The organism is Ruegeria sp. BI12, assembly GCF_056537985.1.
The window spans coordinates 100,869-116,068 of sequence record NZ_JBQFSL010000002.1; the positions used below are offsets into that span (position 1 = coordinate 100,869).

Sequence of the window (15,200 nt, forward strand, 5' to 3'; positions counted from 1 at the left end):
AGATGATCTCCACCGAAGTTGATTGAGGATATATTAGTAGTTGAACCGCAGGCCCAGGCCCGCACCTTTGTCGTAAGGGCGGTCGGAACCTATACCGATGAGAAAGTCGGCATAAATCGCTATTCCGGAGCTGAGGTTCTTGCCGATCTGCAACTCTGCGGTCGCTGGCCAAGCATCGTTTTCCCAGTCATATGGCGCTTTGATATCGGCTTTGGCCCAATACCCATCGCCAAACGGTTGCAGCGCAATCAACCGCATTGCGGTCTGGCTGATGTCGGTCGGGCCATTGTACGAAGCAAAATGCTGGAGCAAGGGGATCAGCGTCAGCCCTGATTTTGTGTTTGCAAAGGCGAACCCGCCAAAAGGCGCAATTTGATCGGACCCGGTGCCGATTCCTTTTTCCGGATCGCCAAGGTCCAGTATCCACTCCAGACCAATGGCCGACTTGATGGCCCATGTGTCGTTGAGCGGCCTCTGAGAAGGAAAGTAGATCGCTTTGAGGCTCGCTTTCTCGAAATTAGTGAACCGCGTTCCGGTCACATCTGTTGAGTTGTAGTGCAACTCATATTTCAGTTTCAGATCGGGCCGCAGCATATAGGCACCATCGATAAAGGCGTCCTGCCGATCAGCGCCATTGCCCAGATCAAAATACTGATACCGGATGTCCGTGTTGTTGACTGCGGCCAACGGGTTCGAGGCGTTCTCGTCTGCCATTGAAGGGGTCGCGACGATGCCAGTTGCCAATGCTAGGGCAAGCGCTTGGAGTTTCATACTGTTCCCATGATCTTTGAAGTAGATGTCAAACCCCGCGTTGAGCGCTTCGTTTTGCGGCGCGGGGTTTGCGTTACTCGTATCAGAGTCACCTATTACTCAGGCTGAATGTCCCGCTTGGCGACAAAGGCATCCACCGCTGCGACAGTTTCGGGACGAAGGTTCGCGATACCTTCATAGGGGCGTCCCGTCGCGGCAGGTTGATCGGGGTACATTTCCTTGAATTTCAGGTGGCGGGCAATGATCCGGTTGAACTCATGACCTGCCCACGCGCCGATCTCTGTCGATACGCTCTGTTCTTCGCGAGGATCTCGGAACAGGTTGTAGAACTTGGCCACGATGGCGTTTTCACCTTTGGCCGGAACCTTGAGCTTGATGTGTTCCTTCACCACCTCTTTCAGCGAGTTGATCGAGTAGATCAGAACATGATCTCGGCGCCCATGCGTATCGCCAATGAACATCAGGGACGTCTGATCGACACCGTCAATGATCCGGTCGCGGGGGATGGCATCCATCGCTCCGCCAATACGTGCTATCGACGTGAACAAGTCAGAGATGTGAATGATGTCCGATACTATCGAGTCTCCCTCGATCAGGCCGGGCAGGCGGGCAAACGCGTCCACCCGAACCCCTCCCTCAGAGGTATCGGCCTTGCCGCCGCGGAAGACCAAAGGTGAAAACCCACTGCCGGGAGCATATTTGGTGAAGTGACCGTTATCGCCCATCAAAACGATCAGGGTATTGTCTCTGAGCCCCAGCGTATCGACTTCCTCAAGAATGACGCCGATCCATTCATCCAGCTCTTCCATGCTTTCAACGAATGTACCGCCGTTGGGTGTCGTGAACGCCTCTTTCGTCGTGCGCGTTGTCGACAAAGGGACAAGAGGCCAGTATTGCAGGAAGAACGGTTCATCCCGCTCTGCTAGCAGGCGCAACTGTTCCATCGCTTGTGCCTGATAGCGGATGTTCATTTCATTGTATTTGTCCTGGGTCCATTTCTCACCTGGTTCCATATGGACTTCGCGGACCTCTCCACCAATGACAGCTTCAAGCCCTGTAATCATGTGTCCCGGATCAGGTCGAAACCAATCATCCAGCGTGTACTTGGAATTGTAGTTGTCTTCACCGATGGCCATGGTGATTTCTTCTTTAGCCGCGTCTTCGTTGAAGATGGCCAACTGGCCCTGCTGATGGATCGGAAACGCGGCGTAGTCGAAACCCTGATAAGTCGGCCAGGATTCCTGAATGTCGCCCATGTGCCATTTGCCAACATGCGAGGTATTGTAGCCTACGGATTTCAAAACTTCGGCGAGGGTGACCTCTTCGTCGGCAAGGCCAAAACCTGAAATATCGACGGCAGTATCACCCATCCCATTGCGATACGGCTGGCGACCCGTCATGAAGGCCACGCGCGACGGTGTGCAGGACGGCTCAGTGTACATGCGCGCGAACCGCATGCTTTCCTCTGCCAGCGCGTTGATATTGGGCGTCGAATACCCGCGGATGGCGTTCATCTCGGGCATACCCATGTCGCCAAAGCCCATATCGTCAATCAGGATGTAGAAGATGTTTGGAGGGTTCCCTCCGTTCTTCTCACGAAAATCGGCCAACAGTTGATCAACCTGCGCGTCGTTCTCGACCCAAACGGCCTCGTTTTGCTGCTTAAGTACATAGTACTCCGCATCATGCACGATGTTGCTGTCCTGAGCTGTCGCCGTGAAAGCAGAGCCAGCAAAGGCCAGTGTGGAAAGGAACAGTTTTGATTTCATGAGATACCCCTATTTCATGATTTTTGTGTTTTCAGACCTTCAAGGATCAGGTGATGGCAGTAGGTCGAAAGCGAGAGTTCGCTGTCCTCAGCCTGAGAGCGCAACATCTCTTTTTCGCTCTTGGTAAGCAGTGTTACGACACGTTCAGTGCGCGCTATGTCATCAGGCAAGGATGGGCGTCCAAACCTTTTTTCCCCCGATTTGTCTGCCTTGTCTTGCAATTGCCTAAGCCTACGTTTGCGAGATAACATTGCATGACAATTACGCGAGCTGCTGAATGGACCACATCAAAAAACGATCAGTGGAAGAAAAAACCTGCAACCCAAATACTCTTTTATTGCAGGATCCTTCGCAGTTCCGCGAGCTTTCCCAATGGGATGTCGAATTACGCCAACTCGAAAAAGGAAACATGAATTCGGCGGTATCTGTTTGGGCGGGGACTGGTCTCCAAATGATAGATTTGTCGTTTGACAAAGCCGTGTACCAAACCGGTGTATCTCGCCCCGACATTCTGGCGTTTGGACTACCAGACAAAGGGAGTGTACGGACTTGGCTTAACGGCTACCCCTCAGACACCGCTCTGATGAATTTTGGTAGCGGGGACCCTTTTGAAGGCGTGAGCAATTCAACGCTCACAGGCCTGACCTTTGGCATCGACATCCGAAGGGCGGAACGGGTCGCCGACGATTGCGGCCTTGATATCAGCACTGTGCGAAAAAATGCTTCGCGTTCGTTCGTGGGTGATGCTGGCAGATTTCATTCTCAGATCAAAAACAAAGCACGTTTTCTCATAGGTTCCGAGACAGGCCCCAGCACTGAAGGTGAAGAGAGCGATCTGATCCTAGAGCTTCTGGAAATGCTAGTGAACGATGAGAAATGGAGTGATAGAGGCAACAGCAAGAACAGAACCCGCTTGGCGCAAAAGGCAGTTGAATTCATGCGTGCCCATTTGATGGACAACGTTTCAATTGGAGAAGTATGTGCAGACACCCAAGTATCCGCATGTACTCTTCGTCGCGCATTTCAGGAAACTTTCGGTGTAAGCCCCAAACAGTTTTATCTAAGAGCCCGTCTCGGTGCAGTACGCCATGAATTGGTATCCTGCTCGCCAGATCAGAGTATATCGGACGTCGCAAATTCCTTTGGGTTTTGGCACATGGGGCAGTTTGCACGAGACTACAAGGCATTCTTTGGGGAACTACCGACTCAAACGTTATCCGGCAGAATGAACTGAAACAGAGCTTGGTAGCAGTCTTAGGCGCAAAGTTTATGTTAAGCCATTCTTGTTGCGGAGCCAATGTCAGATTTCCGTGGTTAGCGACGCTGAGATATTGGCAGAACGAGGCCTAACTTATCCGCAACACGAGAACTGCAAAGTTGGAATTTGAAGGTCCGCTTCGGGCTGGAAGCGGCCATCCGAAAACCTTCCCCGGCAATACGGCGATGGCGCGAAACAAGCAAAGAATGAGACCCGAAGATATGGAGCCTCGAACCAAGAAAGATGAAGGTTAATGCGCCCAAAGTTTTGGGCTAAAAATGTAACTCTTTGGGCGAAATGCAAAGCTATGGGCGCACCTACAACAAGCCTAGAAATCCAGGTTTTCGACGCTTAGGGCATTTTGCTGAATGAACTCACGGCGGGGTTCCACCACATCGCCCATTAGTTTGGTGAACAAATCATCCGCTTCGACCATGTCGTCCACCCGTACCTGCAAAAGTGTTCGGGCATCGGGGTCCAACGTGGTTTCCCACAGCTGATCGGGGTTCATTTCGCCCAGCCCTTTGTAGCGCTGCAAAGACAGGCCCTTTTCGCCCTCTTCCAGAATAGCGCGCAGCAGATCCAGCGGGCCGTGAATGGCCTGCGACCGGTCGCGACGGATCAGCGTTGCCGGGGTGTTGTAGATCTCTTGCAGGCTTTGGGTGAAGCTGCCGGTTTTGCGGGCCTCGCCCGAGCGCAGCATGGGGCCGTCCAGTGTGCGCACCTCTTCCACGCCACGCAGAATGCGGGCCAGGCGAATGCCGTGATCCTGAGTGATCCGACCCTGCCAGCCACGTTCGTATTCCAGCGCGATCAGGTCGAGACGGGCAGCAACCTTGTCGGCCACGCCTTGCAGATCTGCGTCAACCGCGCCCGGCACAAAGGCGCCCGCCACCGCAGCTTGTTCAAGGATGTGACGCGGATAATGTGTCGGGAAAGCATCCAGTACGCGTTTCAACTGACGCGCTTCGTCCACGACGCGGGTCAGGTCCTGACCGATGATTTCCTCACCCGATCCCAGTTTCAGGACAGCACCTTCGACCCCCTGATTGATCAGGTAATCATCCAACGCGGCCTGATCCTTAAGGTAAACCTCTGATTTACCACGTGAAACCTTATACAGCGGTGGCTGCGCAATATACAGGTATCCACCTTCAATCAGTTCCGGCATCTGCCTGTAGAAGAACGTCAGCAGCAGTGTTCGGATATGTGCGCCGTCAACATCCGCATCCGTCATGATGACGATCTTGTGGTAGCGCAGCTTTTCGATGTTGAACTCATCGCGGCCAATACCGGTGCCCAGCGCCATGACAAGGTTGCCGATTTCCTGAGATGACAGCATCCGATCGAACCGTGCCCGCTCAACGTTCAGAATTTTCCCGCGCAGCGGCAACACTGCTTGTGTCAGGCGGTCCCGCCCGGTTTGCGCCGATCCGCCGGCTGAGTCACCCTCGACCAAGAAAACTTCGGTCTTGGATGGATCTTTCTCAGAACAGTCCTTCAACTTTCCAGCCAGATAGTTCACATCCATTGCCGTCTTGCGACGGGTCAGTTCGCGGGCTTTGCGGGCGGCCTCACGGGCCAGAGCAGCCTCGATGATCTTGCCAACGATAACTTTAGCTTCGTTAGGGTTCTCTTCGAACCACTCGGCCAGTTTTTCGTTCATCAAACCTTCGACTGCCGGACGTACCTCGGACGAGACCAGCTTGTCTTTGGTCTGGGACGAGAATTTTGGATCGGGCACTTTAACCGACAGCACGCAGGTCAAGCCTTCACGCGCATCGTCGCCAGTGAAGTTGACCTTCTCCTTTTTCGCGATCCCGCTGGATTGTGCGTAGTTATTGATCGTACGGGTCAGCGCGCCACGAAAACCGGCCACATGAGTGCCGCCATCGCGCTGGGGGATGTTGTTGGTGAAGGGCAACACCGTCTCGTGATAGCTGTCATTCCACCACATCGCGATTTCGACACCGATCTCGTCGCGCTCGCCCTTGATATAGATCGGTTCAGGCATCGCAGCGGATTTCGAACGGTCGAGGTATTTGACGAATTCCTTGACGCCGCCCTCATAGAACAACTCGGTTTCAAGCCGTTCCGCAGGGCGTTCGTCGATCAAGATGATCCGCACGCCCGAGTTCAGGAACGCAAGTTCGCGCAGTCGTTTTTCCAGGGTCTCGAACGAGTACTCAAGGTTCGAGAACGTATCCGTCGAGGCCAAAAACCGGACCTCGGTTCCTGTCCGTTCACCGCACTCACCCACGACTTTCAGGTGTTCAACCGTCTCACCGCCCTCGAACCGTGCGACGTGTTCCTTGCCGTTACGCCAGACGCGCAATTCCAGCCAGTTCGACAACGCGTTCACCACCGAAACGCCAACGCCATGCAGGCCGCCCGAAACCTTGTAGGAATTGCTGTCGAACTTACCTCCGGCATGTAGCTGGGTCATGATCACTTCGGCGGCAGAAACACCTTCCTCGGGGTGAATATCGACGGGAATTCCGCGGCCGTTATCGCTGACAGACACACTGGAGTCGGCGTGAATTTTGACGGTTACATGGTCGGCGTGACCGGCCAAAGCTTCGTCAATTCCATTGTCCACGACCTCGTACACCATATGGTGCAGGCCCGAGCCATCGTCCGTGTCACCGATATACATACCGGGGCGCTTGCGAACCGCCTCTAACCCTTTGAGAACTTTAATGGAATCTGCACCGTATTCCTGGGGTGCCTGTGCGTCTTCGGACATGCCGTCAGTACCTATATTATTTTGGTAACTTATACGTTTTCTGGGGGGGAATGTCACGCGCTACCCCAACATTTTGTGTTGGTTACGCAGGATTTCGTTTCTTTCGGCAACCGGCTGCCGAATCCTTACAGACGTTCGATATCTGCCGCTATATCCGCTGCGATTTCGTGAGCGTCGACATCACTGCGTTCCGCGGACAAACGCAGGCCCAAAAGGTCAGATTGGTAGCGTGTAGCCAGCCGGTTCGGATCATGTTTGGCGGCGATATCTCCGGCCTCCTGCGCCTGACGAAACAGGTCCGCAAAACAGGCCTTCATCTCGGACATGAGGACACCCGCCTGCCCCGCCAGTTCGTGATCCTTGGCCTGCAATTCAGCATAGGTCTTAGCTAACATGCAGGCTTTCGCGGGCGCTCCGCTGGCCTCAATCACCAAACGCGGCTGCGCTTTCAAAGCTTCCAATGGTCCTAACCGGTCAGCCAGAGCCTTCAGACGCGCGACACCCTCTTGGGCGTAGCGTTCCAGTGCCAATCCATACAAAGCGTCCTTGGATCCGAATGCCGCGTAAAAGCTGCCGGGCTTCAACTTCAATTCGCGCTCAAGGTCTTTCAACGATGTTCCGGCCCAACCTTGGCGCCAGAAAATATCCCTTGCCCGGGCAATCAGGTCATCACGGTCGTATTCGGGCTTGCGCGGCATCATCTTCACCAATTCTTGAACGGTTGCTCAAATATATACTTGAGTGATCACTCAAGAAAGACTATTTCTGCCTTACCCGCCAGAAAAGGAGTTCCAACATGGCCAATTTCCCGTCTCATGACCTCGAAACCGCCCCCGAAGGGTCCAAACCACTGCTGGAAAAATCGCAGGCTGCTTTTGGCCGACTGCCGGGCCTGCACAAGGTCATGGCTGAAAGCCCCCAGCATCTGGAAGGCTATCAGGTGCTGCATGGCCTGTTCATGCAGACCGACTTCGACAATGATGAGAAAACTGTCGTCTGGCAGACCATCAATGTGGAAAACGAATGCCACTATTGCGTGCCCGCTCATACCGGCATTGCCAAAATGATGAAGGTGTCGGACGACATCTCGAACGCGTTACGGGATGAAACCCCGCTGCCCTCTGCCAAGCTCGAAGCACTGCGCACCTTCACCCTGCAAGTGATGGAAACCCGCGGCAACCCGACCGAGGCACAACTGCAGGCCTTCTTTGACGCAGGCTACTCGCACCGCGCGGTTTTGGATGTGGTGCTGGGTCTGGCGCAGAAAACCATGTCAAACTACGTCAATCACATGGCCAAAACCCCGGTCGACGAAGTCATGCGCGGTTTCCTGTGGGAACGTAAAGTCGGCGAACCGGCCTAAGCGGAAACGACCGACCCCTCAAAGCCGTCACTCACGATCAACGTTTGGGCCCGGTCGCCCAATTCCGCAAACAGCTCAGGCCCGGTGCCCGTCATCCAGGCCTGAGCGCCCAACGCGCAAATCTCATCATACAGCGCCGCACGCCGGTCGGCGTCCAGATGCGCGGCCACCTCATCCAGTAGCACTATCGGGGGAGCGCCGACCATTCCCGCCAGCGCACGCGCGTTTGACAGGATCAAAGACACCAACAGCGCCTTCTGCTCTCCGGTCGAGCAATCCTTTGCCGGAACCCCCTTGGCCGCAAACACACCGTACAGATCCGATCGATGCGGACCCACCAAAGTCCTGCCCGACGCCAGATCGCGAAAGCGGCTCTCATTCAGTGCTTCCCGCAGATCGCCAGCTGTTTCCGGCATCGCACCTTCGGTCTGAACCAGCTCGAGATCAGCAGAAGGAAACGCGGTTTCGGCCTTATCCTGCGCTTCGCGCAGGTGGTCCAGCGCCGAAAGCCGTGCCGAGTGAATCCGGTGGCCCGTCTCGGCCATCTGCCCCTCAAGAGCGGAATACCAATGCGCATCGCGGACCTGCTCTTTCAGCAGACGGTTCCGTTCGCGCATGGATTTTTCATAGGTCAAAGACGCCTCGGCGTGGGTCGGGTCGAAACTCAGCGCGATCCGGTCCAAAAAACGCCGCCGTCCTTCGGCCCCCTCGATCCAAAGCCGGTCCATGGACGGGATCAGCCAGACAATCCGCGCCAGTTTACCAAGATCGATTTGACTGGACGCCTTGCCATCAATGCGAACCTGACGCGCGGCACCTCCCTCGGACCAGGTTTCGATTTCGTATTGCCGCCCCTGGGCCTGCAGCAAACCTGACAGTTTCCAACCCAGCGCCTCGGGGCGTCGGGTCATCTCAGCCGCGCTGGCCCTTCGCATACCGCGACCGGGCGAAAACAGGGACACCGCTTCCAGGATATTGGTCTTACCTGCACCATTTGGTCCGTGAATCGCAACAGGCCGACCATCCAAAGACAATCGCGCCAGCTTGTGGGACCGAAAATGCGAGACGGTAAGCTCGGTCAGGGCCAAACCCATGACCCCTCCCTTCATCTTTTCAAAAATACTCCCACCGGAGGCATCGCACGTCCGTGCGATCAGACGCGCATCGGCATGACGACGTATACCGCGCTCTGATCGCCGCCTTCGCGCATCAGGGTTGGATCAGCCGCTGAATTGAACAGGAACACTGCGTTCTCACGATCCACCTGAGAGGCGATTTCCAGCAGGTACTTGGCGTTGAACCCGATCTCCAGCCGCTCATCGCCATAGGCCACGGCCAGTTCTTCCTCGGCCGCGCCGCTATCCGGAGCATTAACCGACAGCACCAGTTTATCGGTATCCAGTTGAAGCTTTACGGCGCGAGACCGTTCGGACGACACCGTTGCAACCCGGTCTACAGCCTGTGCGAACTCGGCCGCGTCAACTTCCAGTTGGCGCGTATTACCTTGCGGAATAACACGTGTGTAATCCGGGAACGTGCCGTCGATCACTTTTGAGGTCAGCGTGATGTCCGGGGTTGCAAATCGCACTTTCGTTTCGCTAACCGACACAGCGATATCCATCTCATCGTCGTCCAGCAGCTTGCGCAGTTCACCCACGGTTTTGCGCGGCACGATCACACCTGGCATGTCTGCAGCCCCTTCGGGCAGATCCGCGTCGATGCGTGCCAGACGGTGGCCGTCTGTGGCCACACAGCGCAGCACCTTGCCGCCTTCCGACCCGTCGGCCACGTGCATGTAGACGCCGTTCAGATAATACCGCGTCTCTTCGGTCGAGATTGCAAATTTTGATTTGTCGAACAGACGCCGCAGCAGGGCTGCCGAGGCAGTAAAGTTCGACTGGTATTCCGAGGACGCCATCACAGGGAAATCTTCTTTCGGCAGCGTCGCCAGTGAAAAATTCGATCGCCCGGCTTCAACGGTAAGACGACCAGCCGCGCTGTCAGCAGTCAACGTCACCAACGCACCATCCGGCAATTTGCGTACGATCTCGTGCAACGTGGTTGCGGCAACAGTGGTGGCCCCGGCCTTTTCGACCTGAGCAGGCGCTTTGTCGACCACCTCAATATCTAAGTCAGTCGCCCGGAACATCGCCTGATCGCCTTCGGCTTCGATCAGAACATTGGCAAGTATGGGAATGGTGTTGCGACGTTCGACAACAGATTGGGCCTGGGAAACGGCCTTGAGAAGGGTGCCGCGTTCGATGCTGATCTTCATACCCTCAATTCCTCTGACTTGCGTGCCGAAATGGGCGGGACTGGCACGTTAGCGGTTCCGCCCTGAGGCACAAGGATTTTTTACGGATTTCTCGGTCGGAATGCGCAAAGGGTCAAGGGCCGCGTTGCCCGACGGGCACAGTTCGTTTCCAACCGTGGATAATAGCGCACAAGAAAACGCCCCGGGCGTGAGGGATCGGGGCGTTTTCTGTGCTCAGGCGTATAGTCAGGCTTCCAGCGCTCGACGCAGCATTTCCACATCTTCGGCGATCTGACCGTCCGTGGTTTTCAGCTCTTCGATGCGTTTTACGCCATGCATGACGGTGGTGTGGTCGCGACCGCCAAAGCGGCGACCGATTTCCGGCAAGGACCGGCTGGTTAGCTGCTTGCACAGATACATCGCAACCTGACGCGGGCGAGCATAGGACCGCAAGCGTTTGGGTCCGATAATGTCCGACAGGCGGATATTGTAATAGTCCGAAACCTTGCGCTGAATCTCTTCGACGGTGATCTTGCGCTCGGACGCGCGCAGAACATCGGCCAGACAGTCCTGCGTCAGCTCCATGTCGATCTCGCGGCCGACCAGCGACGCAAACGCAAACAGACGGGTCAGGGCGCCTTCCAGCACGCGGACATTGGTCGAGATGCGATGTGCCAGAAACTCCAAAACGCCATCGGCAATGGTCAGGTCGGGATATGTGCTGCTGTACTGCTGAACCTTGTTCTGCAGGATGCCCAGACGCAATTCATAATCGGTGGGGTGCAGGTCGACGACCAGACCACATTGCAGACGAGACTTAACACGATCCTCAAGGTCCTTGATCTCACCTGGCGCGCGATCGGCCGAGATGATGATCTGCTTGTTCTGATCGACCAGCGCATTGAACGTGTGAAAGAACTCTTCCTGCGTTGAATCCTTGCCAGCAATGAACTGGACATCATCCACCATCAACACGTCAACCGAGCGGAACAAGTGCTTGAAGTCCATCATCCGACGTTCGCGCAGGGCCTGAACAAACCGGTACATGAACTGCTCCGCCGACAAATACAGAACGTTCAACTCGGGGCTCTTGGTTTTCAACTCCCATGCGATGGCATGCATCAAGTGCGTTTTACCCAGACCGACGCCACCATAAAGAACCAAAGGATTGAACGTGACGGGTCCGCCTTCGGACACACGACGCGCAGCGGCATGGGCCAGTTCGTTGGGCTTGCCAACAACAAAGCTGTCGAACGTGAAACGGGAATCCAGCGGAGCGGCCTGCAAGGATTCAAGCGCGTCGTTCGTGACGTCCGCTTGCGACGAAACTGGTGCATCCCGCACAACGGTCGGTTTGGAATCGGTCTCGGTCTTAGGGCGCGCCGGTGAGTTGGCAGCGACGCGGAAGGCCAGTCGTTGAACCGTTTCCCCTGCGGTGTTCATCTCATAGAGTATGAGATCCGCAAAGTTCTGACTGACATAGTTGCCCATGAAATTTGTCGGCACGGAAAATACCGCTACGCCATCCTGCAACTCTTGGAATTCAAGAGGTTCGATCCAGGTCGTGTAGTTGTTTTTTCCAATGGCCTTGAGCAACTTGTTTCGTAGTAGTCCCCATTTCTCTTGTGTCATTAAGCGCCTCACGCATCCCATTCTTTATTGGCCTGTCGGCCTTATTGCTATTTTCCGGTTGCCCGGTTTAAGCACTCACACGCAAAGGGATACCGTCACCAAACCGCAGTAGTTTGGCGGGTGTGTCTCAGAAAGTCCGCACAACCTTATTTGCCGGCGCTCCATACCCGAAACGCCCTGAAAACAGGGTTGCGCAACGCAATCTCATATTCGACAGGGCTTGGTTCCCTGGTGACCCAAGGACCGCAGCAGATCAGCAAACCAGTTGCCAACATTCGTTCCTGACCATTCTGATGCCCGTCAGTCCGGTCGTTGGAACAGCCTGTCCCCCCAAGCGAGTGAATCGCTGTAACAGTGGTAGCAAGAGGCCAAGGCATCCGGCAACGAAACTCTGATGTTGACTCGTATCTTTCGCCGAAAGAATCTCTCGGATTTGTGAAGGCGCGGCTTTCCGGCAACAGCACAAAAAAAGCGCCACAGACCGCGGCGCTTTTTTTATCAATTTACCTTGCTTGATTGACCCAAGGTCAACCCGAGCCTTAGCCCAACGCTTTTACACGTGCCGACAAGCGCGACATTTTGCGGGACGCGGTGTTCTTGTGGAAAACGCCTTTTGTGACGCCGCGCATCAGTTCAGGCTGAGCTGCGCGCAGTGCCGCGGTTGCCGCGTCCTTGTCGCCGGATGCGATCGCTTCTTCTACTTTACGCAGGTAGGTGCGGATGCGCGAACGACGTGCTTTGTTGATTGCGAAACGCTTCTCGTTCTGACGAGCGCGTTTTTTTGCTTGGGGCGAATTAGCCATGTGTGTCTCTGACCTTTGGTTCGGTACGTTATCTAGGGTTGCGCGCCACGGAATATCCGCACCGGATCAGAAATCACGAGTGTGAGTCGGGCCAGGCGGGCCGCACGCGCATGTATAGCGGCGCTTACTATCCAAGTTGGCCAGGTTTGCCAAGCCGATTCTTTCGCCGCACATGTCGGGTATGAAAAAGGCGGGCATAGGCCCGCCGGTTTCGACTTGGTTAGGACATTGCTTACTTGTCGCGGAATTGCGCGGCGCGCTTTTCCAGGAATGCAGCCATGCCTTCTTTCTGATCCTCGGTCGCAAACATCGAATGGAAAACACGACGTTCGAACAACAGCCCCTCGCTAAGTGGCAACTCATAGCTGCGATTGACCGCTTCCTTGGCCGCCATTGCGGTCAACTGGGATTTCTCGGCGATTTTTTGGGCCGCGCCCATCGCCTCGTCCATTAGCTTCTTGGCAGGCACGACTCGACTGACAAGGCCCGAGCGCTCAGCTTCTTCGGCATCCATGAAACGGCCGGTCAGGTTCATGTCCATGGATTTGGACTTGCCGACAAACCGCGTAAGCCGCTGGCTGCCGCCCACGCCCGCAATGACACCAAGGTTGATTTCCGGTTGGCCAAACTTGGCCGTATCGGCCGCAATGATGAAGTCGCACAGCATGGCCAGTTCGCAACCTCCGCCCAGCGCATAGCCTGCAACGGCCGCAATGACAGGCTTGCGGATCGCGGAGACCCGATCATTGAGATCGCCAAACAGATTTGAGCTGTAGACGTCGACAAAACTCAACTCGGACATTTCCTTGATGTCCGCGCCAGCAGCGAACGCCTTGTCCGAACCGGTGATGACAATGCAACGCACTTTGTCATTAGTATCCGCATCTTCCAACGCGGTGCAAAGTTCCTGCGCCAGCTGTGAGTTCAGCGCATTCAGCGCATCGGGTCTGTCGAGCTTGATAAGTGCGACGTGGTCTTCGATTTCGACGATGATCGTCTCAAAAGCCATGAGGTGAAAGCTTCCGGTTGTTCCGTTCAGGTACGATTCCTTATCACGCGAATTCGCTGGATCAAGTTATCTTTGGCATTGCGCACAGTAGAAGGATGAGCGACCGGACTGGGTGATTCTTTTAATCGGCACACCACAACCTTCGGTCCTGCAGGGTTCGCCTTCGCGGCCATAAACATCAAAGCTGTGCTGAAAATATCCAAGTTCTCCATCAGCTTGGCGGAAATCACGTAAGGATGAACCACCCGCTTCGATGGCGTCCTGCAACACCTTCCGGATGATTGGAACCAGTGCGGCGACACGGGGCGCAGAAATTTGTCCGGCTTTGCGACGTGGCGACACTCCGGCGCGAAATAGCGCCTCGCAAACATAGATGTTGCCCAATCCGGCAACGATTCCCTGATCCAGCAGCGCCGATTTGACCGGAGTGTTCTTGCCACGAAACGCGCTGATCAGATGCTGGTCGTGAAAATCATTGCCCAATGGCTCCGGCCCCAGAACCGACAGCAATTTGTGATCCTCGGCTGTCGCCGTCGGCAACAGGTCCATCGCACCAAACCGGCGAGGGTCGTTGAAAGTCACCCGTGAACCATTGGCCATATGAAAGACGACATGGTCATGTTTCTCCGGCATTGGGTGGTCGTGCACGAATTGGCCCAACGGGTCGCCCGACACGGTCATTCGCCCCGACATGCCGAGGTGAATCAGCAGTGTTTCCCCACTGCTGAGATCGGCCAGTATGTACTTCGACCGCCGACGCAATTGTTGAATTGTCTGCCCGGTCAATCGCTCGGCCATTCGATCAGGGAAAGGCCAGCGCAGATCGGGGCGATTCACATCCGCCCGTTCGATCACCACGCCTTCCATCGCAGGCGTCAGCCCTCGGCGGACCGTTTCGACTTCGGGAAGCTCCGGCATGTTCTCTCCTGATTTGCTGCCAGCGCGCTTTCAAACGCCCGCACCATTTCATCATGTCCGGTTACATATTTCAGAATCCGTGCCGTCTTCCCATCGGAAAAACGCAGAACGTAGGCCCCGTGGTGTCGGAGGCTGATCTTGGTCAGCTTTGTAAGATCAAAATAATGGCGCTGAAACAGTGGGCCCCTCGTAACCAGCTCGTCGCCATCAATCGTGACGGTGGCATTCAGATGATAGATCAGCGAATAGATCGCGAATCCGACAAGTCCCAGCTTGATCCAAACCACAGTTTCGGTACCGACACCCGGAAACACTTCTCTATTTGGTGCCAGATCGGGCCGGACAATACTGATGCCAAACAGCATAGCGATCGCAAAAACAATCAGCACAAGCGTACCCGGGGCAGTTCGGAACGTCCGTCGCGTCAGGGTGCGTTGGGCGGGGAATGCGCTGCCTGCCTGGCGCACCGCTTCTTCTACCGGATCGTTCGGAAAGTGCCGGGCCGCCGCGTCCAGCTTGTCCCCCAGCCCTTCAGCACGCCACACCCGCCGGATTGTGTGCAAGACAGCCCTGATCCGCCAGCCAAAGTAAAAAAATACCAAAAATATGGACAGCAAAGCTGCGAGAATGCTTGCCAACAAGACATCTCCGAAGGTTTGGACATCTGATTCCGTCAT

Annotated in this window: 14 protein-coding genes; 2 read left to right on the forward strand and 12 right to left on the reverse strand. The window is 55.5% G+C overall.

Annotated features, from left to right (window positions below; genetic code table 11):
• Positions 1–33: 33 nt before the first annotated feature.
• The 3 genes from ACR0AK_RS13785 to ACR0AK_RS13795 form a co-directional block, all read right to left on the reverse strand.
• The gene (locus tag ACR0AK_RS13785) at positions 34–771 is read right to left on the reverse strand and encodes a hypothetical protein (protein WP_480593645.1); all 738 of its coding nucleotides are present in this window, start codon (positions 769–771) and stop codon (positions 34–36) included.
• A gap of 95 nt (positions 772–866) precedes the next feature.
• The gene (locus tag ACR0AK_RS13790; RefSeq protein WP_480593643.1) at positions 867–2,540 is read right to left on the reverse strand and encodes a sulfatase-like hydrolase/transferase; all 1,674 of its coding nucleotides are present in this window, start codon (positions 2,538–2,540) and stop codon (positions 867–869) included.
• A gap of 14 nt (positions 2,541–2,554) precedes the next feature.
• Entirely contained in the window at positions 2,555–2,710 is a 156-nt protein-coding gene (locus ACR0AK_RS13795; RefSeq protein ID WP_170680733.1) for a plasmid mobilization protein, read from the reverse strand.
• Between the two features lie 107 nt (positions 2,711–2,817).
• Between ACR0AK_RS13795 and ACR0AK_RS13800 the strand changes: the two genes are divergently transcribed.
• Positions 2,818–3,774 carry a helix-turn-helix domain-containing protein gene (locus ACR0AK_RS13800; protein WP_480593641.1) on the forward strand — a complete coding sequence of 319 codons (957 nt, stop codon included), beginning with the start codon at positions 2,818–2,820 and terminating at the stop codon, positions 3,772–3,774.
• Between the two features lie 352 nt (positions 3,775–4,126).
• Here the strand turns inward: ACR0AK_RS13800 and gyrB are convergent, their stop codons facing one another.
• Positions 4,127–6,544, reverse strand: coding sequence for a DNA topoisomerase (ATP-hydrolyzing) subunit B (gyrB, locus tag ACR0AK_RS13805; protein WP_170564964.1), 2,418 nt, complete (start codon positions 6,542–6,544; stop codon positions 4,127–4,129).
• Between the two features lie 125 nt (positions 6,545–6,669).
• Positions 6,670–7,242, reverse strand: a complete 573-nt coding sequence (locus ACR0AK_RS13810; RefSeq protein ID WP_480793727.1) for a TetR/AcrR family transcriptional regulator — start codon at positions 7,240–7,242, stop codon at positions 6,670–6,672.
• A 98-nt stretch (positions 7,243–7,340) separates the two neighbouring features.
• Between ACR0AK_RS13810 and ACR0AK_RS13815 the strand changes: the two genes are divergently transcribed.
• Positions 7,341–7,907, forward strand: a complete 567-nt coding sequence (locus ACR0AK_RS13815; protein ID WP_480793728.1) for a carboxymuconolactone decarboxylase family protein — start codon at positions 7,341–7,343, stop codon at positions 7,905–7,907.
• Here ACR0AK_RS13815 and recF read toward each other — a convergent pair.
• From recF to ACR0AK_RS13850, 7 genes are all read right to left on the reverse strand, one after another.
• Positions 7,904–9,001 carry a DNA replication/repair protein RecF gene (gene recF / locus ACR0AK_RS13820; protein ID WP_170564974.1) on the reverse strand — a complete coding sequence of 366 codons (1,098 nt, stop codon included), beginning with the start codon at positions 8,999–9,001 and terminating at the stop codon, positions 7,904–7,906. The two genes, ACR0AK_RS13815 and recF, sit on opposite strands and share 4 nt — an antisense overlap.
• Positions 9,002–9,060: 59 nt before the next feature.
• Positions 9,061–10,182: a DNA polymerase III subunit beta gene (gene dnaN, locus ACR0AK_RS13825; protein WP_170564977.1), complete on the reverse strand. Its 1,122-nt coding sequence runs from the start codon at positions 10,180–10,182 to the stop codon at positions 9,061–9,063.
• 225 nt (positions 10,183–10,407) lie between these two features.
• Entirely contained in the window at positions 10,408–11,793 is a 1,386-nt protein-coding gene (gene dnaA / locus ACR0AK_RS13830; RefSeq protein WP_480793729.1) for a chromosomal replication initiator protein DnaA, read from the reverse strand.
• 539 nt (positions 11,794–12,332) lie between these two features.
• The gene (rpsT, locus tag ACR0AK_RS13835; protein ID WP_170351928.1) at positions 12,333–12,596 is read right to left on the reverse strand and encodes a 30S ribosomal protein S20; all 264 of its coding nucleotides are present in this window, start codon (positions 12,594–12,596) and stop codon (positions 12,333–12,335) included.
• Positions 12,597–12,828: 232 nt separating this feature from the next.
• Positions 12,829–13,605, reverse strand: a complete 777-nt coding sequence (locus tag ACR0AK_RS13840) for an enoyl-CoA hydratase (RefSeq protein WP_480793730.1) — start codon at positions 13,603–13,605, stop codon at positions 12,829–12,831.
• A gap of 66 nt (positions 13,606–13,671) precedes the next feature.
• Positions 13,672–14,523 (reverse strand): bifunctional DNA-formamidopyrimidine glycosylase/DNA-(apurinic or apyrimidinic site) lyase, encoded by an 852-nt coding sequence (mutM, locus tag ACR0AK_RS13845; protein ID WP_480793731.1) that lies wholly within the window; start codon positions 14,521–14,523, stop codon positions 13,672–13,674.
• On the reverse strand, positions 14,481–15,161 hold the full coding sequence (locus ACR0AK_RS13850) for a hypothetical protein (RefSeq protein WP_480793732.1): 681 nt from the start codon (positions 15,159–15,161) through the stop codon (positions 14,481–14,483). Before ACR0AK_RS13850 ends, mutM begins: the two co-directional genes overlap by 43 nt.
• Positions 15,162–15,200 lie beyond the last annotated feature (39 nt).

What these genes read in the sequence shown, in the direction of transcription:
- dnaA (WP_480793729.1), bottom strand. Translation starts at nt 11,793, where the DNA reads ATGACACAAGAGAAATGGGGACTACTACGAAACAAGTTGCTCAAGGCC.
- ACR0AK_RS13840 (WP_480793730.1), bottom strand. Translation starts at nt 13,605, where the DNA reads ATGGCTTTTGAGACGATCATCGTCGAAATCGAAGACCACGTCGCACTT.
- mutM (WP_480793731.1), bottom strand. Translation starts at nt 14,523, where the DNA reads ATGCCGGAGCTTCCCGAAGTCGAAACGGTCCGCCGAGGGCTGACGCCT.
- ACR0AK_RS13815 (WP_480793728.1), top strand. Translation starts at nt 7,341, where the DNA reads ATGGCCAATTTCCCGTCTCATGACCTCGAAACCGCCCCCGAAGGGTCC.
- ACR0AK_RS13785 (WP_480593645.1), bottom strand. Translation starts at nt 771, where the DNA reads ATGAAACTCCAAGCGCTTGCCCTAGCATTGGCAACTGGCATCGTCGCG.
- ACR0AK_RS13810 (WP_480793727.1), bottom strand. Translation starts at nt 7,242, where the DNA reads ATGCCGCGCAAGCCCGAATACGACCGTGATGACCTGATTGCCCGGGCA.
- gyrB (WP_170564964.1), bottom strand. Translation starts at nt 6,544, where the DNA reads ATGTCCGAAGACGCACAGGCACCCCAGGAATACGGTGCAGATTCCATT.
- ACR0AK_RS13800 (WP_480593641.1), top strand. Translation starts at nt 2,818, where the DNA reads ATGGACCACATCAAAAAACGATCAGTGGAAGAAAAAACCTGCAACCCA.
- ACR0AK_RS13790 (WP_480593643.1), bottom strand. Translation starts at nt 2,540, where the DNA reads ATGAAATCAAAACTGTTCCTTTCCACACTGGCCTTTGCTGGCTCTGCT.
- recF (WP_170564974.1), bottom strand. Translation starts at nt 9,001, where the DNA reads ATGGGTTTGGCCCTGACCGAGCTTACCGTCTCGCATTTTCGGTCCCAC.
- rpsT (WP_170351928.1), bottom strand. Translation starts at nt 12,596, where the DNA reads ATGGCTAATTCGCCCCAAGCAAAAAAACGCGCTCGTCAGAACGAGAAG.
- dnaN (WP_170564977.1), bottom strand. Translation starts at nt 10,182, where the DNA reads ATGAAGATCAGCATCGAACGCGGCACCCTTCTCAAGGCCGTTTCCCAG.